16 protein-coding genes and 1 tRNA gene are annotated in these 19,561 nt (G+C 62.3%); 9 read left to right on the forward strand and 8 right to left on the reverse strand.

Annotated elements, in window-relative coordinates; translation table 11 throughout:
• The first annotated feature begins 22 nt into the window (after positions 1 to 22).
• Complete coding sequence (locus NCHOL11_RS10785; protein ID WP_097092305.1) at positions 23 to 1,261, forward strand: phospholipase D-like domain-containing protein; 1,239 nt, start codon at positions 23 to 25, stop codon at positions 1,259 to 1,261.
• Between the two features lie 30 nt (positions 1,262 to 1,291).
• Here NCHOL11_RS10785 and NCHOL11_RS10790 read toward each other — a convergent pair whose 3' ends face one another.
• Both NCHOL11_RS10790 and ald read right to left on the reverse strand, forming a co-directional pair.
• The gene (locus NCHOL11_RS10790; RefSeq protein ID WP_097092306.1) at positions 1,292 to 2,122 is read right to left on the reverse strand and encodes a sulfite exporter TauE/SafE family protein; all 831 of its coding nucleotides are present in this window, start codon (positions 2,120 to 2,122) and stop codon (positions 1,292 to 1,294) included.
• A 205-nt stretch (positions 2,123 to 2,327) separates the two neighbouring features.
• Positions 2,328 to 3,443 (reverse strand): alanine dehydrogenase, encoded by a 1,116-nt coding sequence (gene ald, locus NCHOL11_RS10795; RefSeq protein ID WP_097092307.1) that lies wholly within the window; start codon positions 3,441 to 3,443, stop codon positions 2,328 to 2,330.
• Positions 3,444 to 3,671: 228 nt separating this feature from the next.
• On the opposite strand from ald, the gene NCHOL11_RS10800 reads away from it, so the two are divergent.
• Positions 3,672 to 3,762 (forward strand) — tRNA-Ser (locus tag NCHOL11_RS10800).
• Positions 3,763 to 4,524: 762 nt separating this feature from the next.
• Here the strand turns inward: NCHOL11_RS10800 and NCHOL11_RS10805 are convergent.
• Complete coding sequence (locus NCHOL11_RS10805; protein ID WP_097092308.1) at positions 4,525 to 5,013, reverse strand: MarR family winged helix-turn-helix transcriptional regulator; 489 nt, start codon at positions 5,011 to 5,013, stop codon at positions 4,525 to 4,527.
• Between the two features lie 151 nt (positions 5,014 to 5,164).
• On the opposite strand from NCHOL11_RS10805, the gene NCHOL11_RS10810 reads away from it, so the two are divergent.
• The 5 genes from NCHOL11_RS10810 to NCHOL11_RS10825 all read left to right on the forward strand — a co-directional run bounded on the left by NCHOL11_RS10810 (position 5,165) and on the right by NCHOL11_RS10825 (position 10,771).
• Positions 5,165 to 6,580, forward strand: a complete 1,416-nt coding sequence (locus tag NCHOL11_RS10810) for an MmgE/PrpD family protein (protein WP_097092309.1) — start codon at positions 5,165 to 5,167, stop codon at positions 6,578 to 6,580.
• Positions 6,581 to 6,613: 33 nt separating this feature from the next.
• Positions 6,614 to 7,396 carry an SDR family NAD(P)-dependent oxidoreductase gene (locus NCHOL11_RS10815; RefSeq protein ID WP_097092310.1) on the forward strand — a complete coding sequence of 261 codons (783 nt, stop codon included), beginning with the start codon at positions 6,614 to 6,616 and terminating at the stop codon, positions 7,394 to 7,396.
• Positions 7,374 to 7,694 carry a hypothetical protein gene (locus tag NCHOL11_RS18600; RefSeq protein WP_255254771.1) on the forward strand — a complete coding sequence of 107 codons (321 nt, stop codon included), beginning with the start codon at positions 7,374 to 7,376 and terminating at the stop codon, positions 7,692 to 7,694. The genes NCHOL11_RS10815 and NCHOL11_RS18600 overlap by 23 nt, the downstream gene beginning before the upstream one ends.
• Before the next feature lie 129 nt (positions 7,695 to 7,823).
• Complete coding sequence (locus tag NCHOL11_RS18605; protein ID WP_255254809.1) at positions 7,824 to 8,099, forward strand: transposase; 276 nt, start codon at positions 7,824 to 7,826, stop codon at positions 8,097 to 8,099.
• Positions 8,100 to 8,473: 374 nt separating this feature from the next.
• Positions 8,474 to 10,771, forward strand: coding sequence for a TonB-dependent receptor (locus tag NCHOL11_RS10825; protein WP_097092311.1), 2,298 nt, complete (start codon positions 8,474 to 8,476; stop codon positions 10,769 to 10,771).
• A gap of 100 nt (positions 10,772 to 10,871) precedes the next feature.
• Here the strand turns inward: NCHOL11_RS10825 and NCHOL11_RS10830 are convergent, their stop codons facing one another.
• Entirely contained in the window at positions 10,872 to 11,750 is an 879-nt protein-coding gene (locus tag NCHOL11_RS10830; RefSeq protein ID WP_097092312.1) for an SDR family NAD(P)-dependent oxidoreductase, read from the reverse strand.
• Positions 11,751 to 12,000: 250 nt separating this feature from the next.
• Here NCHOL11_RS10830 and NCHOL11_RS10835 point away from each other — a divergent pair, with 250 nt between their 5' ends.
• A complete protein-coding gene (locus NCHOL11_RS10835; protein WP_097092313.1) occupies positions 12,001 to 12,432 on the forward strand; it encodes a VOC family protein in 432 nt (143 codons plus the stop codon).
• A 34-nt stretch (positions 12,433 to 12,466) separates the two neighbouring features.
• Here the strand turns inward: NCHOL11_RS10835 and NCHOL11_RS10840 are convergent, their stop codons facing one another.
• From NCHOL11_RS10840 to NCHOL11_RS10855, 4 genes are all read right to left on the reverse strand, one after another.
• On the reverse strand, positions 12,467 to 13,435 hold the full coding sequence (locus NCHOL11_RS10840) for a helix-turn-helix transcriptional regulator (RefSeq protein ID WP_141397850.1): 969 nt from the start codon (positions 13,433 to 13,435) through the stop codon (positions 12,467 to 12,469).
• Entirely contained in the window at positions 13,432 to 14,646 is a 1,215-nt protein-coding gene (locus tag NCHOL11_RS10845) for a helix-turn-helix transcriptional regulator (RefSeq protein ID WP_097092315.1), read from the reverse strand. Before NCHOL11_RS10845 ends, NCHOL11_RS10840 begins: the two co-directional genes overlap by 4 nt.
• 170 nt (positions 14,647 to 14,816) lie before the next feature.
• Positions 14,817 to 16,175: an MFS transporter gene (locus NCHOL11_RS10850; protein ID WP_097092316.1), complete on the reverse strand. Its 1,359-nt coding sequence runs from the start codon at positions 16,173 to 16,175 to the stop codon at positions 14,817 to 14,819.
• Positions 16,172 to 18,349 carry an acetate--CoA ligase family protein gene (locus NCHOL11_RS10855; RefSeq protein ID WP_097092317.1) on the reverse strand — a complete coding sequence of 726 codons (2,178 nt, stop codon included), beginning with the start codon at positions 18,347 to 18,349 and terminating at the stop codon, positions 16,172 to 16,174. The genes NCHOL11_RS10850 and NCHOL11_RS10855 overlap by 4 nt, the downstream gene beginning before the upstream one ends.
• Before the next feature lie 155 nt (positions 18,350 to 18,504).
• On the opposite strand from NCHOL11_RS10855, the gene NCHOL11_RS10860 reads away from it, so the two are divergent.
• Positions 18,505 to 19,458, forward strand: coding sequence for a phytanoyl-CoA dioxygenase family protein (locus tag NCHOL11_RS10860; RefSeq protein ID WP_097092318.1), 954 nt, complete (start codon positions 18,505 to 18,507; stop codon positions 19,456 to 19,458).
• Positions 19,459 to 19,561: the final 103 nt, after the last annotated feature.

Here is a 19,561-nt window from a genome sequence, read left to right on the forward strand (position 1 = left end):
TCAATGAAAAGCCCATAAATCCATGGCGCGTCACGGCAATTGGGGGCATGAACGGGATATGGCGACGAACCGGCAGCCCCCAGAAAAGAGCGGCGAAGCCGGAATCAACCTTTCGATCCGGGGCCATCGGCTGGGTGTGATAGAGAATGGGCCAGCCCTGCGGGACGCCCTGATCGCCCTGATCGATGGCGCGCGGGAAAGCCTGAAGCTCTATTATTATATCTTCGCCGACGACCAGAGCGGGCGGATGGTGCTGGACCGGCTGATCGCTGCTCGAGGACGGGGCGTTGCGGTGACACTGATGATCGATGCGTTCGGATCGGCCGACACGCCCGCCGCCTTCTTTGACCCCCTGATCAGCGCAGGAGGTCGGTTTGGCCGATTCGGGGCGCGCCGTTCGACCCGCTATCTGATCCGCAACCATCAGAAGATGACCATCGCGGACGACCGGCGGCTGCTGCTGGGCGGCTTCAACGTGGAGGATGCCTATTTCGGATTGCCGGAGGATGATGCCTGGGTGGACCTGGGCCTTCTGATCGACGGACCTCAGGTCGCGGCGATGACCAACTGGTATGGACAACTGTGGCGCTGGGTATCGACCAGGCATCAGCGTTTCCGGACATTGCGGCGCATGGTGCGGCATTGGCACCCGCCGCTTCACCATGGCGCCGATGAGCCGATGCGATGGCTGATCGGCGGACCGACCCGGCGGCTGAGCCCCTGGGCACAGGTGGTGAAGCATGACTTGGAACATGCCCGGCGGGTGGACATGGTGGCCGCCTACTTCTCGCCGGGGCGCGGCATGCTGAAGCGCATCGCGCGCGCGGCGCGGCGGGAGGGCGCGCGGCTGATCCTGCCGTCCCGGTCCGACAATGGCGCGACGGTTGCGGCAGCGCGGCTGCTGTACGGACCGCTGCTGCGACGCGGCGTTGAGATATGGGAATATCAGAAGTGCAAGCTGCACATGAAGCTGATCGTCATCGATGACGCCGTCTTCATCGGTTCAGCCAATTTCGACATGCGCAGCCTTTTCCTGAACCTGGAGATCATGCTGCGGATAGAGGACAAGGCGCTGGCTGATGAAGCAAGGGCGTTCATCAGCCGCCGGGCCGGGGAAAGTCGGCAGATCACGCTGGAGCGATACAAGGCCCAGCGCGGCGTGCTGACCCTGGTGAAGCAATGGATCAGCTATTTCCTGGTCGGGGTGCTGGATTACACCGTGACCCGGCGGCTGAACTTCCGCAATCCCGATGCGGACTGACCGGCGATCCATCCGTCCGCCCGGCCCCGATCACATGTGGATGGCATTGCGGAACATGATGAAGGCGATGATGACCAGATAGACGCCGAAGACGCGCTTCAATAGATGCGCGGGCAGGCTGTGCGCGGCCGCCACGCCCAGTGGCGCGGTGAGGATCGACATCGAAGCGATCGCCAGCGTCGCGGGCATGTTGACGAAGCCCAGCGATCCCCACGGCAGGCCCGTTTCTTTAAGACCGATCAGGGCGAAACCGATGGCGCTGGGAATGGCTATCAGCGTGCCTACGCCCGACGCCGTGGCGATCGCCCGGTGGATCGATCGGCCGCACAAGGTCATTACCATGATCGCGATCGTACCACCGCCAATGCCGAGCAAAGCCGAAAAAGTGCCAAGCCCGCCCGCTATGCCGACACGCGCGATGCCGGACGGCATGTCCTCGCTGATCACCTTGCCGCCGACCTTCGGCAGTAGGAAATTGAGCGACATGAGGAACACGCCCGACGCGAAGATCATCGTCAGCACCCGGCCGTCCACATGCCCTGCGAGCAGCACCCCTACCCCATCGCCCAATATGATCCACGGCGCCCAGGCGCGCAGCACTTCAAATTCCACCGCGCCGCGCTTGGCATGGGCCAGGAGAGAGCGGATCGAGGTCACGATGATTGTCGCGGCCGATGTGCCGATGGCAACATGGGCGATCGCCTCATGCGTGCCGCCCAGCAGCGGCAGCACAACGAACAGCGCTGGCACGACGACGAAGCCCCCGCCGATGCCGAAAATGCCCGCTGCGAAACCGGCGAACAGCCCCGCTCCCAGCACGGCGATCAAGGGCACGAGCCAAGTCATGAGATCGCCATGCATCACAGCGCCTCCCTGCTGCTGGAATGAAGCGCACGCGGCAGCACGGCGGCAAAGCGGATAGGATGGACCATGACGTGAACCTGGGCCTCTCTTCGACGGATGTGTTTGTCTGGGGGCAGGGAACCAACTGCCCCCGGCAAACAAGACGAACGAGGCCGGGGAACCCGCAGGGGGTCCGGACAAGATTACAGGATGCGAGCCGACGTCAGCCCAGCGCTTCTTCCGCTGGGCTGAATGGCAGGCCCAGCGCCTGGGCGACGGCCTGATAGGTCACCTTGCCGTCCCAGACATTGAGCCCCGCCAGAAGATGCGGATCGGACTGCAGCGCCTTCTTCCACCCAAGGTCTGCGATACGCAGGGCGTGCGGCAGGGTGACGTTGTTGAGCGCATAGGTGCTGGTGCGCGCGACCGCGCCCGGCATGTTTGCGACGCAATAATGGACGACGCCATCGACCACATAGGTGGGCTCCGCATGCGTGGTGGGGTGGCTGGTTTCGAAACAGCCGCCCTGATCGATCGCAACGTCCACCAGTACGGAGCCCTTCTTCATGCTCTTGAGCATGTCGGCGCTGACCAGCTTGGGCGCGGCGGCTCCGGGGATCAGCACGGCGCCGATGACAAGGTCAGCCTCCGCCACGCATTCGGCGAGATTGGCCCGGTTGGAAAAGCGCGTCTTCGCTCGCGCTTCGAAGTAGATGCCCAGCCGTTCTAGCACTTCGGGGCTGCGGTCGAGGATGGTGACGTCGGCGCCAAGGCCCGCCGCCATCTGTGCTGCATTGAAGCCGACGACGCCGCCACCGATGACGCAGACCTTGGCCGGAAGCACGCCTGGGACGCCGCCCAGCAGCACGCCCCGGCCGCCATTCGCCTTTTCCAGCGCAGTCGCGCCTGCCTGGATGGACATGCGTCCGGCAACCTGGCTCATGGGCTTGAGCAACGGGAGGCCGCCGCTTGCGTCGGTGACGGTTTCGTAGGCGATGCAGACCGCGCCCGACGCCATGAGGTCGCGCGTCTGGTCCGGGTCAGGCGCGAGGTGGAGGTAGGTATAGAGTATCTGGCCGGGGCGCAGCATGGCGCGCTCCTCCGGCTGTGGCTCCTTCACTTTCACGATCATTTCGGCGGCTTCGAACACCTCGGCTGCGCTTGCCACGATTTCGCCGCCTGCGCCGGCGTACAGCGCGTCATGCGCGCCAATCCCCTCCCCCGCGCCGCTTTCCACCAGCACGCGATGACCATGGGCTGCCAGTTCATGCACGCTTTCAGGCGTCAGGCCGACGCGATATTCGTGATTCTTGATTTCCTTTACCGTGCCTACGATCATGTTCAGCCTTTCCGTCCCAAGCAATCACGCCGAGGACATGGCATCGCCCGACATGCGGCGATTGTTCCGAAAATGCGCTGCCGACCCTGACAATCTATCCGCGAAAGCCCGTTGGAAGGCAACCATGGCGGGGCGTCTTGGGAGGGCGGACGATATTGCAAAGGAAAGTCCCGCCACCCCTTGCCACCCGCCGCGCGCCGCGATAGGGAGCCGCCTTCCAGTGCATGCGGAGCGGTGGCCGAGTGGTCGAAGGCGCTCGCCTGGAAAGTGAGTATACGTCAAAAGCGTATCGAGGGTTCGAATCCCTCCCGCTCCGCCACCTAGTCTCAGCTGATTGCAAACGTTAGGGAATCTGCCGGAAAGCGGCGTAAATTCGCGCGCCTTCAGTTCAGTTCGGTACTGCAGAGAGTCAGATGCGAACCAAAGATACGGAATTTGGCCCCGCTTTCTCTGCTGCTACTCCCCGCACTACGGAATGCACTTTTGCATCAAAAGCATATTGATGGTTTGGAATCCATTCCGCTCCGCCAGCTAGTCTCAAGATGCCACTCTGTTATGAGATTCCGCCGAAATCTGGCGCGAACCCGTGTGCATTCACTTCGATTCCGTAGTGCAGAGAGTCCGATCAGGACGAACATAGGCAAATTCTGCGCCACATTCTCTGCTGCCCAGCCCACCACTACCGAATGCTGACACTCCCTTGCAGCAGGCCGCGCCGTGGGCCTTGTGCGGGTCTGACGGCAAGCGCGTTGCCAAGAGCCGCCCCGGTCGGATGATCAATATGGTTCAGGCGGTTGTCGGTGGCGGTAGATCACGCTTTAGAACGTCATGGAACTCAGTGGGACTCGAATTTGGCGCAGGCGTATTCAGATACACTCAGTAGGCAGGAACTTTCGGCTCACCGAGCTCTCTGAGTGGCATTTGCGGCGAGCTGATCCCGTACCCTTGCGGGTCTGCATCTGGCGGAGATGATCTGCTCAAGGCGCGACGCGCCGCGTTACTGCGAGATCGTAGATTCATTATGCAATATCTGTATGATGCAATCTTCTATTCTGAATATCTCGGTTGGCGCTGGTCCTGGTCAGTGGCCGTGTTCATTCATCTTTAGAAGCGCGCGCCCTGCAGTGCTGACGGCAGCGATATATTCCTCCAGCAGCTCCGCAAACATTTCCATACGCTCTGGCGTAAAATGGCTCTGCACCTCACGCATCATCGCCTCGCGGGAGTCGACTATAGTCTGAGCCTGCCGGAGCCCCGCAGACGTTGGGAACAGCCGCATCATCCGTCGGTCCTGCTCCCCGGGACGACGCTCAATCAGCTGGAGGTTGAGCAAGGGAACGACCGTGCGGCTTACCGTTGAGGCGTCGACGCCCAGCGTTTGGGCCAGTTCGTTCATGCGCTGACCGGGCCTGGCCACGACGACCTCAAGGATATCCACCTGCACCGGGGTCAGCTCATGGTCACCGACGGAATAGATTTTGCGCTGGATCGCGCGATTCTGAGGGTTGCGCCGCAGGTCGATAAGCGCCTTGCCGATCCGCTGGGCGGCTTGGGAGGGACGTTTTTTCATACCTCCCTCTGCCCGCTTCGAGCCGGCTTGGCCAGGGATACATGCACCATACAAACTTTTCGTTGCCACCTATATGAGTGTATTATACAAGCAGTTGCTCAAGCGAGACAATTCCGTTCACAGTTCACCCAAACCCTAGGCGGGAATTTCCATGACACTATCGCCGATCCCTCCGCTGGAAGACGCAGCTTTCACCTTTGCCCGACACGCCGCTCGGCTTTCCTACGAAGATATTCCAGCTGACGTGGTCGATATGACCAAGAAGGCCATCCTCGATACCGTTGGCGTTATCATTCCCGCCAGTACGACCTCTCCCGAAGCGCGCGAACTAGTCGATCTGATGCTCGACGCTGGTGGCAAGGAAGAGGCGACCATCCTTGGCTTCGGCCGCAAGTTGCCCGCTTGGCATGCAGGCTATGTCAACGGAGCCATGGCTAATTGTCAGGATTTTAGCGACCTCCACCCGGACGCCGCCCATATTTCCTCGCCCGTGATGCCCGCCGCCATCGCCATGGCTGAGCGGCTCGGCAACATCGATGGCAAGGCGTTCATCACTGCAGTGGCGCTGGGCGTCGATCTGCAATGCCGCATGACCTTGGCGGCGGGCAAGCCAGGCGGCAAGATGGCCCCGTGGCACCCCGCGCCCGTGTTCGGCGTGTTCGCGGCAACACTGGCCTGTTGCAAGTTGCTGGGTCTCGACTGGGACAGGACGGTCAATGCGCTTGGCCTCGCCTTCATCCAGTCGGCGGGCACCCATGAAATCGTGTTCGGCAAGGATTCCACCATACGCGGATTCGGCCATGCCGTTCCTGGCGAAGTGGGCGTGCGCGCCGCACTCATGGCCCAGCGCAACATCAGCGGCGTCCGCAATAGCCTTGAAGGGCCCGCGGGCTTCTGGAGCGTCTATTATGGCGGGGACTATGATCGCGAAGTGCTGGTCGGCGAACTCGGTCAACGCTGGGACGTGCGCAGGGATGGCTTCAAACCATGGCCGTCTTGCGGCTTCACTCATGTGCATATCGACATGATCCGCGAACTGACCCGCGAGCATGATCTGTCGCCAGATGACGTTGAAGCGATCACCGTTACCGTCGGGGACTTCGCGCGCGGCCAGACCGAGCCGCTTGATGAATGGCGTCGGCCGCGTAACGGCATGTTGGCAAAGCTCAGCATTCCCTTCTCGGTCGCGATCGCGATGCAGCGGGGAGACGTGACCATCCGCGACTTCTTTGAAGATAATCTTCGCGACGAGCAGCTGCTCGCGATGGCGGACAGGGTCCATTCGCGGTACGACGAAAGCTACAATTTCCTGCCCGGATCCGGCTTCCCTGGCGGTGAGTTGGAGATCATCACGCGAGACGGACGCACATTATCCCGACGCCAGCCGCGCGCCTACGGACATCCTGAAAAGCCGATGACTTGGGACGGTTTGATCGCGAAGTTCAAGAACTGCGCATCCTATGCGGCACGACCGGTGCCTGCCAAAAGGCTTGATCGGGCGGTGCACCAATTCAAGAACCTCGAAGAGGTCAGCAACGTAGCGAATGTTTTTGCCTCGGTCGGCTGAGGCTGACCTTTTCACCGAAAGGGACGAACAATCATGCAACTCAAAGACAAGGTCGCCGTCATCACCGGCTCAGCATCCGGCATAGGTCGCGAGGCCGCCATCCTCTTTGCAGCAGAGGGGGCAAAGCTCATCATCAGCGACATGAATGACGAAGCCGGAGAGGCTACGGCCAGAGATATTCGCGAAGCTGGAAATCAGGCCGCCTATTGCCGCTGCGATGTTACCGTCGTGAGCAATCTTGAAAGGCTGATGGCCTTCGCCGTGCAAACCTATGGCGGCGTCGACATCTTCTGGCACAATGCAGGTACCGCCAGCAAAGCAGTCTCAGCCGAGGAAGCCGGTTATCATCGCCACCTGACGGAGGAAGACTGGGACCAGCAGATGAACGTCCACCTGAAGGCCGGCTTCTTCGGCGCCCGGCTTGCAGTTGACGAAATGCTAAAACGCGGCGGCGGATCGATCCTGTTCACCAGTTCAGCCGCCGCGCTCAAGCCGCCGGTGGGCAGTGCGCCAACCTATCCGATCGCCAAGCACGGACTGATCCTGCTGACGAAGATGATGGCCGTCGAACTCGCCAAGAACAACATACGGGTCAATGCAATCTGCCCGGCATCGATCAGAACCCCTATGATCGAGGGCTTGCTGGCCAATGAAGAGACGAAGCATATTGTCGATCAGCTCGTCAGGCAGATGCCCATGGGCCGGATACTTGAAATCGAAGAGGTCGCGAAAAGCGCCCTGTTCCTGGTGTCCGACAACGCGTCCCCTCTCACGGGCACGATCCTCGCGATCGATGGCGGTCGAACCTCGCTTTGATCAATTCAAGGGCGCGAAGCAGCATCTCCTGCTGCTAACATTGGCATATGCGCTTCCCAAAGCGCGCCGCGCGGCGCTGCCAGACCAAATGCACCTCTCGTTAGAAAGGCGGTGCCACCCAAGTGCCATGCCTCGCCCCAGCAAACATGCCGGCCCGTTCCGCTACTTCAACTCCTCTCCGGAGATCATCCGGCTGGTGGTGATGATGTATGTGCGGCTCCCACTCCGCCTGCGGAACGTGAAAGACATGATCTTCGAGCGCCGCATCGACATGAGTCACGAGACGGTACGCTACTAGTGAACCAGGTTCGGCCCCCTGTTCGCCAGCGACATTCGGCGACAGCCGATAAGCCGCACGCGTGGATTTCGTCACTGGCGCTGCACCTCCACGAAATTACGTGAAGGTGAACGGCGAGATGATATATATATCTGGCGCGCAGTCGATCATGCAGGCGGGATCCTGGAGAACTATGTGACCAGAAGCCGCGACAAAGCGGCTGCCCTGACTTTTATGAAGAAGGCGCTCAAGCGCCATGGATCGCCGAAGGCATCACCACTCATGGCCTCTGAAGCTATGGGGCGCGATGCTCGAGTTTGGCAATCAAGCAAAGCAGGAAGTCGGTCGCTGGGTCAACAAGCGTGGGAAACAATCACCCGCCCATCCGAAGACGGGAACGGGCGATGCTGCGCTTCAGGCAGCTGAATGCGCTACAGAAGTTCGCTTTCGTTCACGCGAACGTCCACAACCACTTTCCTCTGACAACATCTGATGGATCGAAAGACTTTCAAGGAGAGACGCTCAGCTGCGTTGCCTGAGTGGCAGTTCCTGGTCAGCTGACCCCCTACCCTTGCAACCCGAAGCGCATCCCCTGGGGAGCAGTTTGCTTTTGCCTGATAGCACCTAGCCTAGTCCTGCCGGACTACGACATACTGAAGCGCCATCCATTAAATCAACCACGCCGAAATCATGGGCACCGCACTGCGCTGCTACGGAGGAGGACGCCAGAATAGCGCTGGCATCAACCGGACGGCAAAAGAAACAGGCCCTCACGAACGGAAAAGGGGCAGGGAGATCGGATGATGAGAGCATATTGGATGATTGCCTGCAGCGCGATCGCAATGGCCGCTGCAAGCCCGGGCACCGCCCAGACTGCCGATGCCACGGCGCAGGAAACGGCCTCAGCTGCAGGCCACGGGGTTGGCGCCAGCGATATCGTCGTTACCGCCCGGCGGCGCGAGGAGCGGCTGAATGACGTGCCGGTGGCCGTCACCGCGCTCGGCAACGACACCCTGAAGGCCGCACAGGTCGCAACCCCCAAGGAATTGTCGCAGTTCGTGCCGTCGCTGAACGTCAACACCGGCAATGTGCGCGAAGGCAACCGCTATACCTTGCGCGGCCAAGGGGCGACGCTGGCAGCGGGTGAAGCGGTCGTCACCTATCTGGCCGAAGCGCCGGTGCCCTATCTCTCGGCGGGCGCCGCGGGCATGATCTTCGATCTGGAAAATGTGCAGGTGCTCAATGGCCCGCAGGGCACGCTGTTCGGCCGCAACACGACCGGCGGCGCGGTGCTGTTCACCCCGCGCGCGCCGAACGACGTCAATGGCGGCTATATCGAGGGCGGATACGGCAATTACAACAACCGGGAATTCAGCGGCGCATTCAACGTGGCGATCGTCCCGGACAAGGTGATGCTGCGTGTCGCGGGCACCTGGCGCCAGCGCGATGGCTTCACGCATAATGTACTGGCCGGTGCGCGGCAGGACCGCCTTGACGACCTTAACTATTATGGGCTGCGGGCCACGCTGCTGGTGAAGCCTGCTGACTGGCTCGAAAATTCGACGATCGTCCAGCGCAGCCAATCGAACCCGAATGGCACCGCCTTCTTCATCGAACAGGTCAATCCAACGCCGCCCGCCTTCAAGGCCGCACTCGACGCAGCCTTTGCACGCCAGCAGCAGCTCGGACGACGGGAAGTGGAAAATAATCCCACCTTCTATCTTCAGCGCACGACCGCCGCAATTAACACGACCACCTTGTCACTCAGCGATGACATGCGCCTGAAGAATATCTTCAGCTATTTCGTCAGCCGGTCCAAGAATGGTTTCGATATCGACGGGTCGGCGATAACCGGCCTTTTCGATGAAATCGACTGGCCGGCCGCCGCCAACACGTCCGCCAACGGCCTGTCCAACGAAAAATATTTGACCGAAGAGCTGCAATTTTCCGGTGAGTTTTTCGACAGGATGCTGACCGTGCAGGCTGGCGGCTTCTACCTGGATTATAAGCCCAATGGCTATTCGGCCCGCCAATATGTGCTGTTCGGCGGCCGCCGCATACAGGGCCAGGGAGAAGCAGGCACCAGCAAGGCGCTTTACGCTCAATCCACCTTGAACCTGGGCGCCTTTACGCCGGCGCTCGATGGTCTGAGACTGACGGCTGGCTATCGCTACACGTGGGATCGCAAGCAGGCGTTCATCGACACCTATAATACCGCAACCAACGCCTGCATCAGCCGTCCCACGGGCGTCAATCCCAACTGCCGCGTCGATTATGCCGACAGCTGGTCAAAGGGAACATACACCCTGGGCATCGATTATAAGGTGACCCCCGACATCATGGTCTATGCGACGACACGGCATGGCTACAAAAGCGGCGGGTTCAACACCAACGCCGATCCGGAGGGACCGTTCGCCGCCTTCATCGCTTTCAACCCGGAAACAATCACCGATTATGAAGTCGGCCTGAAAGCGGCCTATAGAGCGGGCAATGTGCGGCTGAACACGACCCTTGCTGCCTATACCGCCAATTATAGTGATATTCAGCGTACCCAGACGATCGCCGTCCCGGGAACGCCGCCGTCGGTAACCAATCTGGTGACGAACGCAGCAGCCGGCAAGATCTCGGGCGTCGAGCTACAGCAGGTCGTCAGCATCGGCGGCTTCACGCTGGACGGTAATGTTTCCTACATGGACGCACATTATAAAAAGTTCATCCTGCCGGGGAATATCGACATTTCCGGCCAGGAACTGCCCTATTCGCCCAAGTGGAAATGGGGCCTCAATGCGTCCTATCAGATGGACACGGGCGCTGGCGACCTGACGGTCCGGGCAGGTTATAGCTGGTCGGGCACGGTGCGGTTCAACGATCCTGCGCAGCCGGGCAACTTCTTCGGCGGCTATGGCCTGATGAACGCCAGCGCCACGCTGACCCGGGTGGCGGGATCGCCGCTCGATATCGACCTTTACATGACAAACGTGCTGAACAAGACCTATGTGCAGCAGCGCACGCCCTATTATTATGCATTCGGCTTTGTGTCGGCCTTCTACACCGAACCGCGCATGTATGGCTTCCGCCTGCGCTACAATTTCGACTGACGCATGAAATAAGCCCGGTTGGCGGTGACATTCACCGCCGCCGGGCTTATTTGTGTCAGGAGACTGCCGGAATTTGACGCCGTGGCAGCCTAAAGCGCTGTTATGTCGCAACCGGCATGTCCGCGAAGATCGGCATCAGGTCATCGGCCAGACGCGGGCGGGACTGATCCCGCAGGAAGGATATGCGGGCGTCGAGGAACGTTCGCGTCATGCGGGGCTGCGTTGATACCCAAAAGGCACCGGCAGCAAGCTGATCAACGATCCGTTCGGAAGCCTTCGCCAGATCCATGCCTCCGGCCGCCATTACTTCACGCATGGCGGTACGATGCGCCACGGCGACGGCGCCTTCATCAGCTTCGGTGGCGTCGAAAATATGGGTGCGCACCATACCGGGAATGACCGATGCGATGTGGATCGGCGCTCCAGCAAGCTCTATTTCCAGTGACAGGCATTCGGTAAAGGACTGCACCGCATGCTTGCTCATGATATAGGATGTCTGGATCGGCATCTGCCCGAAGCCTCCGACAGACGCGAGATTTGCGACCCAAGCTTCCTTGCCGCTGGCGATCATCCGCGGCAGGAAGGCACGGCAACCGTGGACGACGCCGTGTATGTTTATGTCGAGCGTCCTGTCCCACCGGTCGGCGGAGATCTCCCAGGTAAAGCCGACAGTCTCTATGCCCGCATTGTTGACGAGCACCCGCACGTCGCCGAAGCGATCATGGACGGATGCAGCCAGGCAGCTGATATCCTCGGCGTTGCCGACATCCACCGTCATGGCGTGGGCTCGTCCGCCCGCCGCCTTGATCGCCGCTACCGTCAGGGCGGCCCGGTCACGGGATATGTCGGCGGCCACCACCGTCATGCCAAGCGATCCGAACCGCTCCGCCAGGCCCAATCCTATGCCTGACCCCGCGCCGGTGATGACGGCCACGCCGTCGCGGAACAGCTCAGCGGCGCCGCGTGTTCCGCCGGTCATCAGAGCAATCCTCTTGACGATTCAGCCGGGCTTGACAGCAGGGCAGTTGCGTTCACGCGCATCCAATATTCCTTTCCTCGCAGGTGGCTGATTTGGCTGCCCAAGTTTCGGGCTTGCCGAGCGGAGCGCCTCACCACCTTTTCCGGATTGGTATTGCCGCGAGCCAAAGGGCCACTCATCGTCCGACAGGACTAAGCGCATCAGCACGCTCTGCTTTAATGCCCATCGGGATCACGGAGAGGAGAGCGCTATGACGGCAGTAAGTTGGAAACTCCACAAGATGGAAAAGGTCGATTGTTCCCAGTTTGGCTTCACCAAAATCATCGTTGCAGATGTGGAACGCGCCTTTGCCTTCTACCGGGACGTATTCGGGCTTGAAGAAGTTGCCCGCGTTCAAATGGGAGAAGGGCATGAGCAGATCGACGAGATCATCGCCAAGCCGCCCAACATGCCCCACATCCCCTCAGTCGTGCTGAAATGTTATGTCAACCGCACGCCCCCCGCCCCCGGTGAACTGCTGCTGGGTTTCAAGGTGCCCGACGTCGATCAGATCTTGGAACGTGCCGTCGCGCATGGCGGCGCCGTCGCCAAGGAAGCGGTGGACCGGCCCGAATATGGGGTTCGCGTCGCCTTCCTGACCGATGTCGAAGGGCATATGATCGAGATCGTTCAGCCGATCTGACGCAAATGCCGGGCCTTTTCCGCAAGGCCCGGCGTCAGGCGTGCGTGCGGCCTTGCGCGAGCGGACCAGTGCCCGACGAGACGAGGTGGATCATCTCCGACAGGCGGCCCACTCCAACCTTCGCATAGATGGAGCGCAGATGCGCGCGCATCGTATTGTGGCTGATGCCGCGCCGCTCTTCCGTCTCCTGCACCGATCCGCCATTTACGAGGTCGCCGACGAGTGTCGCTTCGGTGCCGGTCAGTCCGTACAGGTCGCGCAGCGCATCGACCGATTGAATAAGGCCGGCGCCCGAATCCCGGATGGAAACGACAAGGCCGATCGCGCCGCCGCCCACTGACGCTGGCGGCCGGTTGATGGCCAGGCCCAGCGCGGGCCGGCCGGACGGGCGCGACAGGCTGATCGCGCCGCTCGGCAGTTCATTATCCGCGACCGCGCGCAATAGCGCGTCGAGCGCGCGCTTGTCTGCCGCGCTGGATGCAGTAAGACGGTCGCCGACAAGGGAAAGTCCATCCCGTTCCTTCAGGATGGCGTTGGCGCGGGCGTCCGCCTGGATCAGGCGTCCATTGCCGCGAACGATCATCGCCCCCATTCCCAGACGGTCGATCGTTCCCGACACGGCATGCACCGCCGCGCCATTCTCCAGCAGCCGCTCCCGCAACCGCATCGCCCGGCGGACATGGGCGGCGCATTCCAGGAACACATCTTCCGCCTGCTCGTCGAAAGGCGCCTCCGCCAGACGGGCGCAGTCCAGTTCCCAGCCCTCTCCTGCCGCGGTCAGTATCACGACGCGATTTAAACCCGAATCATCGAACAGATCTTCCCGGCCGACGATTTCCGCCAGCCAGGCACCAGCCCCCGTCGCTATCGAGAAACGGAGCATCACCGCATCCGCCCCGAGCAGTTCACTCATGGTTTCGAGCGCGCGCCGCTCGGGCCGGATGGCAACCAGATCGTCATAAAACATGTCGATCAGTTCGTCCGGAAGGAGCGGATCGTTCACGCCGGGATACATGCGGCTTGGTAATGCGGGTGGCGACTTTTGCTGGACATTTCCGGCCGTGCATCGCGCCGCAGAGCAAGGTAGGCCGGGCTGTTGATAATCAGCCGCAGCAGATCGGCCCGGCTGTCCACATCGCATTTGGCGAAGACAGAGCGCATATGCGCCCGCACTGTATTATGGCTGATGCCCATCGCTTCGCAGATCATCGGCGGAGCCAAACCATCGGCGAGATGGACGCAGACTTGCGCTTCGGCCTTCGTCAGCCCGAACAGGCCCTGCAATATGTCCGGCTGGATCGACGACATGGCCTCGCGGTCGCGCATATAGACGGCCACCCCGCGCGATGCGCCGCCGCCCGGGGCGAGCGAAGCCACCAATATCTCCAGCGGCGCCTTGCCCGATGGCCGCCAAAGGGCCATCGCACGCGGCCGACCCCGCGCGCTTCCGCTGGCAAGCTGCTGGATTATCTCCTGAAGACGGCGGTCGTCACCGGGGGCGGACGCGCAAAGTCGCCGGCTGTGAACCAGCCCATCCTTCTGCGCGAGGATATGCTCGGCGGCGGCGCTCATTTCCACCATGCTGCCCTGGCGGTCGAGGATGGCCACGCCCACGCCAAGCTGATCCAGACCCATGGACAAACAGCGATTCATGGCATCGGCCGCCAACAGCCGCGAGCGCGCACGGAAGGCGGTCCGGAAATGCGGGACCATATGGCCAAGCGTGGCGCGTTCGCCCTCGCTGAACGGATCCTGCTGCGGCGCGCGCGTAGCGAAGAATAGATAGCGCCAGTCCTCATCCCGATAGCAGGTCGCCAACATCATGTGGCGGATGCCCAGTTCAGCGAAATAATCCCGCAGGTTGGCCTCGTTGGGATTGCCGCGCAGCAGGTGGTAGAGGTCGATCGACTGGCTGAACTGGCCGCAGGCGGGTAGCTCGATGCTCCAGGCAGCTCCACGCGCCGCGCTCTTGCTCAAGGTGACGATCTGGTCCTGCACCTGCTGCTGCGGCTTGAACCCGGCGTTCAGTATATAGCTGAAGCGGTCGCGGGTGCCGCCCACGAGCATCTGGACCCCGACGAAGCGCGCGCCCAGGCTGTCGCGCAGCATCGCCGCACTGACGGCGGTCGGCTCGACACTGGAAAGATCTTCATAAACATGGTCGATCATCCGGTCGACCGAAGGATTGGCTGGAGCGCGGTACGCAAACTGCATCAATCTCTCCTGAGCGATCCGCCTGGCACCGCCAATGGCAGATCGACCCTCTACGTGCTGGCGCTTCTGCGAGCGCTCTATCTACTTGGCCTGTCGGCCCTGCCGCCGACAGTAAGCAATCCCCGGATGCCGTCAAGCGGAGGCCTGCCCTGATCCGGCGATGTGGATTTTCAGCGGTCAGCGCCGCCCTCCGTCGCGGCGATGGCGTCCCGCATAGGGCGGAGGGCGCAACCCAGCGCCAGCATCGCGGCGGGCAGAAGCACCGCGGAAGTGAGGGCGATCGACCAGCCCAGCATGGCGTCGTCGGCAAATATATAGGTCGTCATCGCGCCCACCACCAACGGCCCGAGACCGATCCCCAAAAGCGTGAATATGACAAGATATATAGCCGATACCTGCCCGCGATATTCGCTGGGCGTGACGATCTGGAGCGCGGCTGCGGCGGCGCCCGTATAGGATGCCAACGCCATGAAGATGCCGGTCAGGATCATGAACAGCACAAGCGAGTCCGTCCACATAGCGGCGGCGGTCACGCAGATCTGGACGGCAGCGAATACAATGAAGAGACGCAGATGCGCGTCGGTCCTGCCGCGCGCGAACATGCGGTCAGCAAGCGCGCCGCTGCCCACCGTGCCGCCTACGCCAAAGACCAGCGCCACGGTGGCGATCAACACGCCGACCGTGGTGATCGGCAGATCGAATTTGCGGATAAGATAGGTGGGCAGCCAGGCACCATAGCCATAAGAGGTTGCCGCGAGCAGGCCATAGCCGATGAAATGCCCGGTGAAGAAGCGCCTGTGCCGCTTCACGAAGCGCAACGCGTCCCGATAGGAAGAGCCGGACGCCACGGGCTTGCTGCGCGGCGGATCGGTCAGGGTCCAGACCAGGAAGGCGATCAGCAACCCCGGCAGGCCGGTGGCGATCAGCACGATCCGCCACGCTGCCGTCTGGCCCAGCAGCGGCAGCACCAGCCCTTCGGGTGGCATGGCGCTAATCATGAGCGCTCCGAAAATCTTCGCCAGCACGCCGCCAATGAATGCCCCCGCCCCGAACACAGACAGGGCCGTCGCCAGTTTCGTACTGGGCACGCTGTCCGCCAGTATCGAATAGGCCGCCGGGTTCAGCGCCGCTTCCCCCGCCCCAACGCCGAACCGCGCGAGCGCAAACTGCCCGAAATTGCGGGCAAGGCCGCAAGATGCCGCGGCGATCGACCAGATCGTGACCCCCGCGAAGATGATCCCGCGCCGGGAAAAGCGATCCGCCGCCCATCCGAACAGCAGGCCGAAGGTCACGTAGAAAAGGGCAAAGGCCAGGCCGTGAAGCAGACCGACCTGGAAATCGGTAATGCCCAGATCGGCGCGAATATCCTGAACCATCAGCGAGATGATCTGACGGTCCATCAGCGACAGCGAATAGAGCAGGGTCAGGACGAAGACCGACCACCAGGCTCCCATGCCGGTTCGTGGACTGCTCGCTATTGGCACGGGCGGGTCCATCTCCAACGCCGCCTGGCCCGCCATGCCGCTCATGCTCTGCGCTCCGAAGGCGTGATATCCATGGCAGAGGATCGGGCGTCCTCTGCCGACGCCAAAATAACCAAGGCGTCCGCCACGACCGCGCGGCCATGGGCGATGCGCACCGGATTGGCGTCTACCTCAGCGATTTCGGGAAGTTCGCGAGCCATCTGGCCAAGGCTCATCAGTAGTCCGACAACGGCATCCACCTCCTGCGCATCAAGGCCGCGACGGGCGTGAATGATCCGGCCGTCGCTCAAGCTTTCCAGTGCCTTGCGTGCGGCAGCGCGGTCGAAGGGCGGACGCAGCATGACGGCGTCGGCAAGGATCTCGACCAGCAGGCCGCCCAGCCCCAGGACGACGACCGGGCCGAAGACCTCGTCGCGCTTTATCCCCGCCGTCAGTTCGATGCGGGCGGGCACCATTTCCTGCACCAATATGCCCTCGACCTGCGCCTGCGGCGCCAGCCGCGCGACGTCGGCGAGCATCGCGGCTGCTTCTTCCTCGGCGCGATCTGCCGTCACGCCCAGACGCACGCCGCCCGCATCGGACTTATGTGGCAGGTTGACGCTCATCGCCTTGAGCGCCAGCGAGCCGCCGATTTCGCGCGCCGCTGCGGCAGCTTGGGCCGGTGTCGCGGCCAGTCGCTCCTGCGTCACGCCAATGCCATATTCAGCGAACAGCCGCTTGCCTTCATGCTCCATGAGGACGGTGCGCTCTGCAACGTCAGGCAGCATGGCACGGGCGCGCGCGGCGCGGGTCATGTCGATGGGTTCGCCGCGACAGGGCGCCGGCCGATCCAGCGACTGCCGGGCGAGCGCGCCCAGCGTCCGCACGGCCCGACCCGGATCAAGGTAGAGCGGCGTACCAGCCTCGCTGACGAAAGGAACGATGCCGGTGCACAGAAGCGAGAGGGGCTTTGGGCTGCGCTGGTCCAGAGCAACGATCACCTCAAGATGTGTCGCGGCCTGTTCCCATGCGACAGTGGTCATCATGTCTATGGAGGGGCTCCGCTCCAGCCGGAAGAGCAGATTGCCCATGGCCTCGGGCTTGCTCATTACCTGCGCGGTGGTGTCCACCGGGTTGGACAGGTTGCCGTAGAAAGGCTGGGGCATTTCGGCGAGCAGCGCATCCTGTTCCTCCTGCGGCAGCTCCGGCACGGACAGTCCCGCGCGCGCGGCTTCATCGGCGAGCAGAACGCCCGCGCCGCCGGACGAGGTGACGATCGCCAGCCTGCGGCCGGCGGTGCGCTTGCCGGTTTCGAACATCAGCCCCATGTCGAGCATGTCCTGCATCGATGCGGCGACATGCACACCATATTGGGCGCATACCGCGTCCAGCACTTCGGCCGATCCCGCGATCGCGCCTGTGTGGCTCAGCGCGGCGCGGGCGGCGTCGCCGCTTCGGCCCGCCTTCAGCAGGATGATCGGCTTGTCCAGCGCCAGCGCCCGCTCGGCGGTTTCGATGAACAGCTCGGGGTGCCGCAGCGTTTCAACGGCGGCGAGCAGCACTTTCACTTCGGGCTGTTCAACCAGATGGCGCAGCGTCATGGCAACGCTCATGTCCGCTTCGTTGCCCGTGCTGACGAACCAGCCAAGCCCCAGCCCCGCCTTGATCGCCATCGCGGCGATATAGGAGCCGAACCCGCCGCTCTGCGACACCAGCGCCACCCCGCCCGCGCGCGGCAGGGGCGCGCTCGGGTCGATTGAAAAATTGGCCATGACACCGCCATGGACGTTCATGAATCCGATGCAGTTGGGTCCGATCAGGCGAACGCCGGCCCGGCGAGCAATGGTAGCAATCCGTTCCTGGAGCGCGGCGCCTTCCCCGCCCATTTCCGCAAAGCCCGAAGTCACCACCACGGCGCCCCCGACGTTAAGCGCCGCCGCTTCCTCGATCACAGCCGGGACCGCATGGCCGGGCACGGCCACCACAGCCAGGTCGACCGGCGCGCCAATCTCCGTAAGCGAGGCGAAGGCAGGAACGCCCATGATCTCCGCATCGGACGGATGAACCGGATAGAGCGGTCCGTCGAACGCCCGTTTCAGGTTGGCGAAAAGCTGTCCGCCGATCCGCGGCAATTGATTGGACGCTCCGACCAGCGCGATCGATCGGGGCGACAACAGCCTGGTCATAGCGTCACGGGTCATGTCCCTGCCGGGGGCGTCCAGAATCTCGGCGTCTGACATGGGGCTCCTCTACCTTATTCCGTAATGCCCGGCAGATATAACGTCGGGGCGAAAGACGCATAGTCCTGCGGGACTATGCGCCGGCGCGCCTTTTCAGGATGATCGCAGCAGCCATGGTCCGCGCGGACGATGCAGTGGGTTGCCGCGCCGGATAAATGCGTGACAGCAAGATGTGGAAGGGAAAAGGATTGACCGTGGATATTGTGAAGCTGCCCGAAGGGCCATTTCCCGTGGCGACCCCGGATTGGGAGCAGGTCAAGGCGGATCTGCGCGAGTTCGGCTATGGCATCGCCAAGGGCGTGCTCTCCCCCGAAGAGGTCCGGACGATGCGCGCCATCCTGACCCGGGAAATCGAAAAGGACGAGCAAGCGGGAAAGATCAAGGAATCCTACACGGACCGCGATGCCGTCAATCGTCGCCTGTCGGTGCTGAGCGACCGGCACCCTGTTTTCCGCGACCTTGCCGAACATCCTTTTGCGCTGGAGATGGCGGCCGAAATCCTTGGCCCCTCCTATCTGAACGAAACTTTTCTGCTGCACGGGCTTAGCGCCAATGTCACCCGGCCGGGCAGCAGCGACATGGGGATCCATGGCGACACAGATTTCATCCGCCCCTATATAAACGCACCGCTGTTCGCGCGGATGATCTATTTCCTCGATGATTTCGACGAGGAAGTCGGCGCCACCCGTGTCGTGCCGAAAAGCCATATTTGGGGTCACCTGCCGTTGAAGGACGGTTCGGTGAAATATGAGTCACTGCCGGCACTGGGTCCGGCCGGATCGGTACTCGTCTATGACGGCCGCCTCTATCACGGCACCGGCGCCAACCGCAGCAAGGATCGGGAGCGGGCGGGCGTAATTGCCGGCTATGTCCACAGCTGGATGCGGCCGCTCGTTCCCTTCCCCATGATTCTCGATCCCAAGGTGATGGAGGGCGCGTCCGAACGCTGTCGGCAACTGCTCGGCTATGGCACGGTAAACATGGGCTTCGACCTGCCATGGACCCAGGCGCCCGAGGAGATCGCAGCCCTGACAGTCGGCCAGAAACGCGAAATAACCGACATGCGCCGGGAGGTGCGTCAGGATACGCCGCAGCAGCCAGCATCCTGAACCGGGTGGGAGGGCCGCGTCCCTCCCACCCCCTATCACGACATGGACCTGCTCATTGTTCGCAGGCACTGCTCCCGGCAGCGAAGCGGCACAAGGACTAGGT

The organism is Novosphingobium sp. Chol11, from assembly GCF_900218065.1.
Taxonomy (GTDB): domain Bacteria; phylum Pseudomonadota; class Alphaproteobacteria; order Sphingomonadales; family Sphingomonadaceae; genus Sphingobium; species Sphingobium agri.